Here is a 13,130-nt window from a genome sequence, read left to right on the forward strand (position 1 = left end):
GATGTTTGAAAGCAACTTGACAGGTTCAGTCATCTTATCGTGTCAAAACGACCACTCGTCGATTGCTGTGCAGCTGTGTTATAACTGGCGATGCCCGCCTTATAACAAACACAACGAGCGCAGTACGGGGATCCCACCAACCAATGAGTAGAGCCCGGAAGTCACTTCTGGAGAAGCTGTTTGCCGATCATGGCCAGGCACTGGTGCGATTTATTACACGCATCGTGCGCAGCACCGAAGATGCGGAGGATATTGCCCAGCATGCCTATCTGCGCCTGCAAAAACTCAGCGACGAGAAAGATCTCGAGAACCCTAGGGCTTACCTGTTCCAGATCGCCAACAACCTGGCGGTAGACCAGCTGCGCCGCGGCAAACTGCACATTGAGTACGTAAGCCAGCAACTGCCTCCGGAAGGAGCCACCCCTGGCGATGACGATCACGGCTACCACCAATCCCCGGAGCGTGTCCTCGCTGCCCGCCAGCAGTTGCAGGCCATTCACCAGGCCATGGACAGCCTGCCGCTGAAATGTCGCCAGGCGTTCCTGCTACACCGCAGCCGCGGCCTTTCCTACGCTGAAATCGCCCACGAGATGAACATCTCCGTGAGCAGCGTTGAAAAATACATCCTGCAGGCACTCAAAGTGTGCCGCCAGAAAGTCGGAACCCCCGCGTAACGCGCCACCTTCCTTTGCGGAGCCGGAGCGCTCCCCTCACACAGCGCCGCTCGCCGCAGAAACCTCACGGCTAGGCGCACTTCTGTTGCCTCGAGAACCCCCTTTGAACAAGCTTGGCGCACTGCAGGATCGAGATGCACCGCAGTGCAGCAAAAAACCTGAAAAAGAATTGAGGGGGGAGGCCAGTCGATCGTCTTAATTGTGAGTGGCAGCATCCGTACAAAAAACAACGGAAACCACATAGATAATGTGCTAAATTTTGCGAACTTTTATTGCATAAATTGCGCAGGACGAACAGAAGCGTTGATTTGAACGCCCCAAGGGAGCACCATATTGGTGCGAGCGGGCGTAAATGGTTCTAGAGATTCACCATTTACTCAATAGACAACTCTGACAGGCAGCTCGATAGATTATCGGATAACAAGGTGTTAGTGCGGTGAATCCTCAGGAAGTACAAGAAGTACCAATGGATGACAGGCTCGATCAGGCGTGCGCCTGGATCGCGCGCCTGCGTTCCGACGCGATCAGCGATGCTGAACGCCGCGCTTTCGCCGCCTGGATGTCCGGGTCAGCCGCCAACCGTGAGGCGTTTGACGAGATGACCGAGCTGTGGGGCGATCTTGGCGCCCTCTCGCACATGCCACTGGACGACCTATACCCGGAAAGCGTCCCCAGCAGCAGCCACCGTGCAACCTCTCAGCCAGCATCTAACACCGCCGCAGGTCCAGCAGACACCGCGGCTGCCAGCACTGGATGGAACCTGCCCCAATGGTTGATGGGTGGCAGTGCCGTTGCCGCCTGCCTGGCCGTTGCCCTTTGGGTGGGCAATGAGTGGCTGCAGAAAGCACCGGTACAGCAGCAGATTTACGCCACCGCAGTGGGCGAAACCCGCACTGTGTCCCTCGCAGATGGCTCTCAGGTACAGCTGAACACGAATTCCGAACTCATCGTCAACTTCAGTCGCGACGAACGCCGCACCCAACTGCTGCGTGGTGAGGCTTACTTTGATGTGGCCCGTCAGACTTCCCGCCCGTTTACCGTAGCCGCGGGCGAGGCCAACATTCGGGTGCTGGGCACTCAGTTCAATGTCGAGCGCAACCCTGACAATACCCGGGTTTCTGTCACCGGCGGCACCGTGGCGGTAAGCGAAGCCCGCACTGCCAGTGGGCTACAGCCAGAAAGCGTGAAGCTTACCCGCAACCAGAAAGTCAGCGTATCCAACAGTGGGCTCTCCGAAGTGGCGCGCACTTCGGCAGATGAAGCACTGGACTGGACTCGCGGCCAATTGGTCTTCGACCATACTCCGCTGGACGAGGTGCTTGAAGAGCTCAACCGCTATCTCAAGGTTCCCGCCGCTGCCGCGCCCAACGTTGGGGATCAGACACTGTCCGGTACGTTTGAGCTGACAGACCCGGAGAGTACCCTTGCTGCCATCGCTGCGGCCCTCGACCTGAGCCAGGACCAAAGCGACCCCAACCTGACTCTCTTGTCACCCAAGCGTAACTAAGATATAACTCTCGCCCGGGGGAAACCGTACTTTTTTTAGCCAAAAGCTGACCGGTTGCCCAGACCACAACACAAATGAAATAAAGGCTGTGCTTTCCGGTTGCTGATCGTGCCGGAAAAGGGCGGGATGAGAGCATTGAACAATCGGCATTGGGCAACACTGTCTCTGACAGGGCTGATGCTACTCGCTCAGAGTAGTCTTGCCGCCTGCCCGAAAACCGGAGTACAAGTTCCCGCAGGCAGCCTTGCCCGCGCGTTGATTACCCTCGGGCGCCAATGCCGAATTTCCCTCGTGGTTCAGGCCGATAGCGCCTCGTCCACTCAGATTCCCCAACTGCACCTGGAAACCCCAGATGGCAGTATCACTCCTGCGTTAAACCAACTGCTGGAGAGATCAGACCTCACCTTCACCCACACCGGAACCAATGCGGTGGCCATTGTGGCGAAGGAACCGAGCGTCGAGCAGGACACCATAGACAAAACACAACTACTGGAAGATGAGGTCATTGTGACCGGGCGCAGCCTGACCGGTAGCCACCTGCGCCACCTGAAGCTCGACAGCTACGCCCCCATTGATGTACTTGCGCAGCCGGAGCTGGAGATTACCGGCGCCCAGACCATATCGGAGCTGCTCAAGTTCCTGCCTGCAGTCTCTGGTAACTCGACCAGCACCTCGGTCACCAATGGGGGTAATGGCACGGCTACCGTCACCCTGCGCGGTCTCCCTGCAAGCAATACCCTGGTACTGATCAATGGCCGACGCATCGTCAGCAACGGCTTCGGTGGAGAAGCTGCGGACCTGAACACCATCCCCCTGTCTGCTGTGGACCGCATCGAAGTCCTCAAAGACGGCGCCTCAGCGGTGTACGGTTCCGATGCCATTGCCGGTGTAGTGAACATTATTTTGCGCAGGGACTTCGACGGTTTGTCGGTAAACACCTATTACGGCCAGGCAGAGCGTGGCGACCAGGACACCAGCTCTTACAGCGTCACCTGGGGTGGCGGCAGTGAGGACACGCATTTGATGCTCAGCCTGGCGGACTATCGCCAGGGGGGAATCCTGAGCCGCGATCGCGACCTGTCCGCGTCTGCAGATAACCGCCCTCTTGGCGGTACCGACCTGCGCTCGTCCGCTTCCCCGCAGGGCTTTATTGCCCTCGCTGACGAAGTGGTAACCAACACCGAAGACGGCTATGGCCCTTGGACCCCGGAAGACCTGTATAACTTCCGTGAACATACATCCGCCCGGGTACCGTCGGAGCGACAATCTCTTTACCTGGCACTCAACCAGCGATTGAGTGCGGACACCCAAGGGTTTGCCGAGTTGATGACCGTGCGCACCCGCTCCGAGTCCACCCTTGCACCAACCCCGGTGTTTACCCGTTTTGATAACGGCGATCTGACCATTACCAGTGACAATATCTACAACCCGTTTGGCGAAGATATCACTGATGTGCGCAAGCGGGTGCTGGAATTAGGCCCACGGGTTCAATACAACGGCACCGACACATACCGGCTGAATACGGGCTTCAAAGGCTTGATGGACGACTGGCAATGGGAGCTGACAGCGGCCACCCATTACACTCGTGCGCGGGAGACACTCTCCAACCTGATTGACCCGAACCACCTCTCCCTTGGCCTCAAGGGTCCGGATGTCTGCACGGAAAGCGCGGGCTGCACCCCCATTGATTTGCTCGGGCAAAGCGGCAGTATCGATCAGGCTCAGCTCGACTATATTCGCAGTGCCAATCGTGTTGATGGGGCCAGCCGCATGACCTCGCTCACCTATATCGCCGATGGTCCACTGGGGCAAAACGCCGCCGGTGATATTCTCGCCGCGGCCGGTGTCGAAGTGCGAAGAGAAGCCATCGACTTTACCTCGACCGACGCCAATGGATTTTCATTGATTGGCGGTGTTGCCTCAGGCTCCGCACAGGGAAACCGCCTGATCGGTGAAGCCTTTGCGGAAATATCCCTGCCTCTGAAAGCGGAACATCTTTGGCTGGATGGCGCCATTCGCTATTCCGATTACAGCGATTTCGGTAATACCGCCAATCCGAAACTCGCGCTGCGCTGGCGCCCACTACCCACGGTTCTGGTTCGCGCCAGTTACGCCACCGGCTTCAAGGCACCAACGCTGGTCGATATGAATCAGACTGGTTATCAAAGCCAGGAATTTCTGTTCGATCCCTGTACCAATAGCAATGCGACAAGCCTCCCCGGCTGCAGCGGGCGCGCCGACCAGGCGCGTATTCAGTATCTCACCGAATTCGGTGGCAACCCGGATCTGCAACCGGAAACCTCAGATAACCGCTCCCTCGGTATCGTCTGGACGCCCGGGGACTTTACCGGATTTCATGCCAGCCTGGACTTGTACGATATTCGACAGAACGATGTCATCGATACCAGCCCACAATACCTGATCAATGAAAACGCGATAAACGGCGTGTTCGCGGACCGGGTGCAAAGAGACGAACGTGGCGATATCACCCGCGTCGTCGCGACGCGCCTGAACATCGGCGCCCGGGAAGTGCGTGGCATTGATGCCTCACTGCGCTATCAACACCAGTCGAAGGAGCTTGGACTGATCCGCTGGTCCATGAACAGCAGCCATATGGCGCGCTACCTGAACCAGCTGGCCCCGGGCAGCCCGGTAGAAGATCTTGCGGGCACCTTTGCCGATTCTGCCAGCGGTGGTGCCGGTTCGCTACCGCAATGGAAGGCAAATGCCGGCTTGTACTGGCAGCGCGGACGCTGGGAAAGTGGATATACCATCCACTTTGTCAGTGAACTGGAAGAAAGCTTTACGCTGAACGACGCAACCGTAACACGCAATATTCCCAGCTGGTCCACGCACGATGTACAGCTCGCGTACGCAGTTCCCACCGGGTTTCGTTTCGCAATCGGTATCGACAATCTGATGGATAAAGCTCCGCCATTTGCAGCGTCGGCTTTCAACGACAACTTCGACGCACGCACCTACGAACTCACCGGCCGCTACTGGTACACCACGTTCAGTTTCAACATGTGAAGCAGCAGGTGCCAATTCATTTCACCCCCCGCGAAATTTCCCTCTATCCTGATCCCTGAACATCTTCCGCCCATCACCACAGCGCACACCTCTTTTTTGTTTGCCCATTGTTTTTAAGGCGCACTTCATACGCACCTTTTAAAAACCAGCGCACACACTGTTCGTTTTTTGCCCCGTTTTTGACGTCACATTTGGCGCAAACGTACCAAAGGCGCAATTTCATTCACGAAAATCCTTGAACTTGAAAAAATTGTTCTAGGGTTGTTAGCAAGCCTCTTGTTGATAGATGTATGTAGTTGTCAGGAAGGGCATGGCCAATTCGGCGAACATCACCGGTATCAGGAGAGGTATACCATGGACAAAACCCGTCTTTCTCGGGCAATCAAGGGCGCGATCGCGGCTGCCGCCGTTACATCCAGCTTTTCTACCGTTTCTCTTGCGCAGGATGTGCAGCAGGAAGTAGAAGAAATTGTTGTCACCGGTTCACGCATCCAGCGTGCGACGGACGCCAATAGCGCCACGCCAATCAGTGTGTTTGATGCCGCTCAACTGGAGCAGTCAGGCCAGACAACACTGGAAGACTTCCTGCAAAACATTCCATCAATGACTGGCGGCCAATTGGGTTCATCGGTCAACAACGGCAGTGGCGGTCTCGCCACCGTTTCCCTGCGCGGCCTCGGATCTTCGCGCACCCTGATTTTGATGAACGGACGCCGCCTCAGCTCCTCCGGTGGTGCCACCGGTGTGGTTGACCTCAACACCATCCCCACCTCAGTGATCGAGCGTGTGGAAATCCTGCGTGACGGCGCCTCTACCATTTACGGCTCTGACGCCATCGCCGGTGTAATCAACATCATCACCAAAAAAGGGTTCGAAGGTGCTGAGCTGACCTTCGACTACGGCGCCTCCACCCATGGCGACGGTGACGAGTACCTGGCTGCAATGACCATCGGTACCGGCAACGACAAAGGTCATGTCATGTTGAACGCGCAATACACCAAGCGCGAAGATATCTGGCAGGGTGATCGTCGATTCTCCGAGTGCCCGCTGGGAGAAACCGGTGGTAACGTAGTCTGTGGCGGCAGTCCCACTACCACACCAGCACGTTTCTCACCGACTGCAGATGATCGTCAGCTGATCGTAGATCCGGTTACCGGCGTTGTGCGCAACTTCAACTCCACCACCGACGGGTACAACTTCGCTGAAGCCAGTTACCTGACAACCCCACAGGAAGTTGCCTCCATATATGGATACGGTACTTACGAGCTATACGACTGGAAAGACGTAACCGACGTAAATGCCTTTACCGAGCTGTCTTTTGTCAATCGCCGCTCCGACCAGCTAATGGCTGCAGAGGGTACCTTCTGGGGGCCCGAAGTACCCGTGACCAACCCCTATAATCCGATCGGTGAACCAGTAAACATTGGCCGCCGTCTGGAAGAAACCGGTGGGCGCTCTTTCTCCCAGGACCTGAACACCTGGCGTGGCGTCGTCGGGCTCGAGGGTGAATTCTGCAATGAGTGGACCTGGGACCTGTCCTACAATTATTCCCGCTGGGTCGACACCCAGATTGACCGGGGTCGCGGTAATACCGTGCGTTTCGAGAATCTGCTGGATCCTGTTGCCTGTGCGGCTGATCCGGAATGTGCCGCTGCCGTGGGCGCCACCGGCGTAACCGCCTGGAACCCCTTTGCGGCAGGTACTCTGACCGAAGAAATGCAGAACTATGCGCTGGTGACCAACTCTCCGGTTGAACGTTCTTCGTTGCGTAGCTTCCAGGCCAACCTGGTTGGTGACTTCGGCGAATGGGCCCTGACCGGTGAAGCGCCCGCATGGGCCGTCGGTTATGAGAACCGCGCCGAACGCACAGAGATCGTGCCGGACGGCGCCGCCGAAATCGGTCAGATCTACTTCGTGAACGGCGATGCCTGGGGTGGTAACTACAGCGTGGATGAGTTCTACGGCGAGGTGCGCGTACCTGTACTGGAAGGTCGTCCCTGGGCAGAGATCCTCGCATTCGAGGCATCTTTCCGCTACTCCGACTACAGCACCATAGGTAGCGATACCACCTTCGGCGCTGTTATTGAATACGCACCACTGGATGAGCTTCGTTTCCGCGGCACCTATTCCGAAGGCTTCCGCGCTCCAGGTCTGGATGATCTCTACCTGACTCCGACGGTGTCCGCCGAGACCTATTCAGACCCCTGTAATGGCTGGGACAGCAGCTTCAACTCCAATGTCCAGGCCAACTGTGCCGCGGACGGTATCGCCCCGGGAACCGCAATCGTTTCCCCGCAGGCCACCGGCCTGTTTGGCGGCAACCCGGATCTGGAGGCCGAGAAGTCTGAGAGCTGGACACTGGGTATGGTGTGGACACCATCCTGGACCGACAACATGGGGTTTACCGTTGATTACTTCAACATCAACATCGACGACGCGATTGGCACTCTGACCACCAACACCATTGTACAGGGTTGTTATGAGAGCCCCGGGTTCAGTTCCCCGCTGTGTGACCTGATTACCGGTGCGGCTGCAGTGGGCAGCAGCCCCTCACCCACCAGTCCATACCGTGCGAACGACAACACCATTGCCGGCCAGCTGCTCAACAGCCAGAACGTATCCACTTTCGAGACCTCCGGTGTCGACCTGGGCTTTGACTACAGCATGGATGTGGGCCCCGGTGTAGTGAGTGTCAACCTCTCTGCCACTTACCTGCATGAGTGGAAATATCGCGGCAGCCCAGAAGACCCGACTATCGACCTGGCGGGCTACTTCGGAGCCGACCCGGTAACCACCGCCATCGTCGCCTTCCCGGAGTGGAAATTCTACGGAACCCTGGGCTATGAATACGATTGCTGGAGCGCATTCACCACCGTGCGCATGCTGGGTGAAGTCGATGACTTCGATCCATCACCGGCGGCCCTGGCTACCCATATTGATACCACCTGGTATCAAGATGTGAACTTCAACTACTTCCGCTGGGAAAATGTCACCCTGACCGGTGGTATCCGCAACATGTGGAATCAGCAGCCCCCGTATGTCACCAACTACGATGACATGAACACCCTGATGAGAAGCTATGACACCGTCGGCCGCTTCTTCTACGGAAGTGTGACGTTGCAGTTCTAAATCAATATCACCTCTCCTCTAAGCCCCGCCCTCTGGCGGGGCTTTTTTTGCGCGTATTTCCACAATTCGAATTGCCCGCGCACCAATTAATAGACGATCGTCCTGCAAAAAACATCAGCTTATGACTAACGTGACTTTTATCTAAACGTGCGGTTTTTTTATTTTTTTTTGAGGGAACTTAATCCCAGTCCGTTAAATACACGTTGGGAAGGAAATGACCGCTTGGGGGTAGTCATTTCCGCACACGCCAAACCTGGCAACACACTAAAAATCCAACGATCAAGAGAGGATTTAGAATGAAAAAGAACCTCCTGTCCGTAGCGGTAGCCGCTACGATCATGGTTCCTGCCCTGCCCACGTTCGCACAAGAAGACGCAACGATGGTAGAAGAGGTAGTAGTTACCGGTTCTCGCATTAAGCGCACTAACTTTGATGAAGCCGCGCAAGTAGTGAGCATGGATCGTGCAGATATCGATGCTCTCGGCAACCTGATGATCGCTGACACCCTGCGCAATACTCCGCTGAACTCTTTGGGCTCTTTCAACGAGCGCTCTGGTAGTTCCGCTCAATCAAATGCCACCGTTGACCTACGTGGCCTCGGTTCTCAGCGCAGCCTGGTAATGATCAATGGTCGCCGTATGCCGGGCTCCCCAAACCTGGGTGCCGCATCCATCAACTTGAATATGATTCCGATGGCTGCTGTTGAACGTATTGACATCCTAGCTGACGGTGCTTCTGCCGTGTATGGTTCAGACGCGGTTGCAGGTGTTGTCAACCTGATGATGCGTGAAAACTTCGAAGGTATTGAGTTCACTACTCGCCGAGGTGACCGCGCTAACGACGACGGCATCGAAGAATCATTTAGTTTTGTAACCGGTCTTTCAAGCGACCGGGGCAACATCACCTTCTCCGCAGAGTACAATCATCGCGACCCGATTTTTGACGGAGACCGTGAGTACACTTCTGCTTGGATCCGCGACAATGGCGACGGCCGCCTTGATGCATACCTGGATACCGATGGCTACTCTTACTATGGTAAGACCATCGAAATCTACGATCCGAATACAGAGTATTACAGCATTCAAGCAGCCACCAGCTGCGCAGGTGACTCCAACTTCATGGAAACAGGAGCTGCTGCCTTTGGTGAACCAGACGGCACTCTATGTACCTACCCGTACGCTAACATCTCTGCCAATAAGGCCGAGTTGAGTCGCATCAACACATTCCTCAGCGCCAACTACGAAATCTCGGATAATGTCGAGTTCTATGCCAATGCGCTCTTCTCAAAAGTGGACTCTTTTGGTCGGTATGCACCACCTGCAGCGGCTTGGTCTGACATGCCGGCGGATTACGCGGATGTTCCGTTTGATGTAGATGCCCTTCTTGCCGATGGCACTATCACTGATGACTATGAGATCACAGGCTACTATCGCTGGACCAACATTGGCCCGCGTGACAATAACGTCACTGATACCCAGTACGACTTCACTTTAGGCTTCCGTGGTGATCTGCCTAACGGCATGAGCTACGAGACTTACGCTCAAAAAGGGCGTTACGAAGTTAAGGAGTTCGGTTCCTATTACCTGTCCTACCCTGGCCTAGACTACGTACTAAACAATGGTATTGATCCGTTCTCTGATGAAGGTGCGGCCGCTATGCGTGCGTTGACATCCCAGAACAACTACACCGATCAAACCAAAGTCTATGGCCACCTACAGTTTGACGGTGGTGATTGGTTTGGGGCGGGCGAGACGATTGTCCTGACCGGTGCAGAAGCTTATACCGTTTCCTACGCCAACCAATACGATAACGCCTCAGAAGCGGGCTTAGTGGGCGGCAGCTCCGGCAACTCTGCTGCTGGTGAACGCGATGTAGCAGCCGTCTTTGCCGAAGCCATCATTCCGGTTATGGAAAAAATGGAAGTTAATGCGGCTGTCCGTTACGATAATTACAGCGACTTCGGCTCCAACGTTGCACCTTCTCTCTCGGCCAGCTATAGCCTGACCGATTCATTGACTCTGCGCGCCCGCGCAGGCGTGGGTTTCCGCGCTCCGGCTCTGGATGAACTATACGGTCCATCTGCATTCTCTGCTGAAGACGCGACTGATCCGATGACCGGTCTTTCACGTCAGTGGGATACTTACTACTCCACCAGCGAAGATCTGGAAGCGGAAACCTCCACCTCTATGTCCTTTGGTGGTAACTGGCGTTTCGCTGACAGCTGGAGCCTTGACGCAACCCTGTGGAACGTAGAAGTTGAAGACGTAATCATTCAGCCGTCCGCTCAGAGTATTTTCTATGCTCTGGCTTCTGGCGTTACTCTGGATCCGGCGAGCGGCATCTACACTACAGGCACTGGCGCTCAACGTGAGTTCTTCTCCCAGACTACTAACGCCGGTGTACTGGATGTATCTGGCCTTGACGTGAAAGTCGACGGCAGCTTCGATACCACATTTGGTTTGGTTTCATTGGGAGCTTTCGTCAGCCATCAGCTGTCTTATGAGACTGATGCCTACTATCAGGGACCAGTACAGGATATTTCCTCCTTTAATCTGTACCCGAACCTGCGTGGTCAGTTCACCTTGGGCTGGAGCATGGACATGCATGCAGTTGACCTGACAGTTGACTACATCGCATCCCATGATGAGTTCACCAGTGTGACTGATTCCGGTACCCTGGAGATGAGTGGCACAGACCTGGACTCTTGGACTACTCTGAACCTGGCTTACAGCCTTGCCACTGAGTCGTTCGGCGCGATCAAGGTTGGTGCTCGCAACCTGACCAATGAAGATCCAGTAATGGACAAAGATGGCAAATACGCTCGTGACCACTACGACCTGTATGATGCCACTGGTCGCATGGTATACGCGGAGTACACCATGAGCTTCTAAGATGCAATTGCATTCTTAAATGTATTGAGGGCCAACATTTGTTGGCCCTTTTTTATGGGGTTTCGAATGATCCAACAACATTGGGACGAATTCTGGCAGCAAGGCTATATAACCACCTTTGGTCTCCCGCTTGTGAATAACTATACGGGAAAGTTAAGAGAGCTTTGGGAAGAGATTTTCTCGAATTTAGATTCTGGTACCGAATTACTTGACCTGGCGACAGGGAACGGTGCAATACCTTGCATCGCTTACAGCACTCTCAAAAAAGCTAATAAATTCGCGAATATATGCGCTATAGACCGCGCAAAAATTCCAGCTAGCATCCCCGCCTCACCTGAAATTAATGAGGCCCGAGAGCACATTCACTTTTTCGGAGATTCCTCCTGCGAGGAACTAATCTTTCCTGACAATAAATTTGACTTGATAACATCCCAATTTGGCATTGAATACAGTGAGTGGAAACAATCGCTCCCCGAAGCACACAGAGTCTTGAAGCCTGGTGGAGAGTGCCACTTTTTCTGCCATTGTGATCGCTCCGCACTCATTATCTCTACACAATCTGATTTGGAAGTTTACGAAAGCGCACTTGAGGAAATGAAAATTTTCGAGCATGCAATAAATTTCACTAAAAATTTCCAATCAATAGGTGAAACAAAGTTAGCTTGCACCACCACCTTGAACAACGCAGTCAACTGTCTGCAAGCCAAACACAAGGGACATGATCTATGTCAGATAATAGTGAATGAGACAAGTCAACAGTTAAAGCGATTAAACAGCACATCGGCAGAGCTGGTAAGGGAATCTTTGGAAACTATTAGAAAAAGCTTCCGGGCTGCCCAAGGGAGACAGAAAGACATGCTGAGCGCCGCGCTTAGCAAGAAAGATGTCACCTACATATCCCAGTTCGCACGAGATATTGGGTTCGACAAAGTTAAAGCTGTGGATTTCTCTCAAGATGGAGATCTCGTCGGCGTCTATATTTCATTGACGAAATAGTGGTTTGCAGCGTAGTTTTCCGCCGCCGAGTTCTAGCTGAGTTACTTTTATGGACACATTAACCGCCTTCCTAACCCTCCTCTTCGTAATGGACCCACTGGGTAACATCCCGGTATTCCTCGCCGCACTGAAGAATGTCCCACCCAAGCGACAGCTTTACGTGATCATGCGGGAACTGATTTTCGCTCTGATCGTGTTACTGGTATTTCTCTACGGCGGCCGGTTCGTTTTGGCGTGGTTGGGACTTTCCCAAGAGGCCATCCGGATTGCTGGGGCGATTATTCTTTTCCTGATCGCGATTCGCATGGTATTCCCGATGGAAGGCGGCATTATGGGAGAACGACTGGAAGGGGAACCCTTCTTCGTACCTCTCGCTGTACCATTGGTGGCCGGGCCTTCCACCATGGCCATTCTGATGCTGATGACAAACAGCGAAGGGGAACAACTGTGGGACTGGACGCTGGCACTACTTGGCGCCTGGGCGGTATCCGCAGTAATACTGCTGGCCTCGTCCCCACTCGCCCGTTTGCTGGGTAACCGGGGGTTGATCGCGGTAGAGCGCCTGATGGGCATGGTACTGGTAATGCTGGCTGTACAGCTCTTCCTGGACGGCATAAAACAAAGCCTTGCTTAATCGGTCAGTCGCGAGGCTCTAGCGAAGCTGCGTCTCGCGACGATCACTTCACAAGACCTGCTCACCCACTCTCTAGCACAACCTAATCGTTACCCGCTGGATAATCACGTTTTTTCAGAATTAATTACCGCGCCAGATTAATTTGGAAAAATTTACCTCTACCGAAAGATGAAAACCCCCAAACTCGATCAACTTTTGTACAGCCCGCTCCGGACGAGCAAAAAACAACCAGCTTTGCCACTCCACTCGATAGTTACAGATATCCTAAA

7 protein-coding genes are annotated in these 13,130 nt (G+C 54.5%); all 7 read left to right on the top strand.

Features of this window, described 5'->3' with window-relative positions:
• Positions 1-143: 143 nt before the first annotated feature.
• The 7 genes from AU11_RS09395 (at position 144) to AU11_RS09425 (ending at position 12,861) form a co-directional block, all read left to right on the top strand.
• Positions 144-674, top strand: a complete 531-nt coding sequence (locus AU11_RS09395) for an RNA polymerase sigma factor (protein ID WP_043318946.1) — start codon at positions 144-146, stop codon at positions 672-674.
• A gap of 466 nt (positions 675-1,140) precedes the next feature.
• Positions 1,141-2,181, top strand: coding sequence for a FecR family protein (locus AU11_RS09400; RefSeq protein WP_231491797.1), 1,041 nt, complete (start codon positions 1,141-1,143; stop codon positions 2,179-2,181).
• Positions 2,182-2,307: 126 nt separating this feature from the next.
• Positions 2,308-5,211, top strand: coding sequence for a TonB-dependent receptor (locus tag AU11_RS09405; RefSeq protein WP_231491803.1), 2,904 nt, complete (start codon positions 2,308-2,310; stop codon positions 5,209-5,211).
• 354 nt (positions 5,212-5,565) lie between these two features.
• Positions 5,566-8,340 carry a TonB-dependent siderophore receptor gene (locus AU11_RS09410; protein WP_043318952.1) on the top strand — a complete coding sequence of 925 codons (2,775 nt, stop codon included), beginning with the start codon at positions 5,566-5,568 and terminating at the stop codon, positions 8,338-8,340.
• Between the two features lie 296 nt (positions 8,341-8,636).
• Positions 8,637-11,231: a TonB-dependent siderophore receptor gene (locus tag AU11_RS09415; RefSeq protein ID WP_043318954.1), complete on the top strand. Its 2,595-nt coding sequence runs from the start codon at positions 8,637-8,639 to the stop codon at positions 11,229-11,231.
• A 66-nt stretch (positions 11,232-11,297) separates the two neighbouring features.
• Positions 11,298-12,227 (top strand): class I SAM-dependent methyltransferase, encoded by a 930-nt coding sequence (locus AU11_RS09420; protein WP_043318956.1) that lies wholly within the window; start codon positions 11,298-11,300, stop codon positions 12,225-12,227.
• 49 nt (positions 12,228-12,276) lie between these two features.
• Positions 12,277-12,861, top strand: coding sequence for a MarC family protein (locus AU11_RS09425; RefSeq protein ID WP_043318958.1), 585 nt, complete (start codon positions 12,277-12,279; stop codon positions 12,859-12,861).
• The last annotated feature ends 269 nt before the right edge of the window (positions 12,862-13,130 follow it).

Origin of the sequence: Microbulbifer sp. HZ11 (assembly GCF_000708675.1) — a bacterium.
In the GTDB taxonomy this organism is placed as follows: domain Bacteria; phylum Pseudomonadota; class Gammaproteobacteria; order Pseudomonadales; family Cellvibrionaceae; genus Microbulbifer.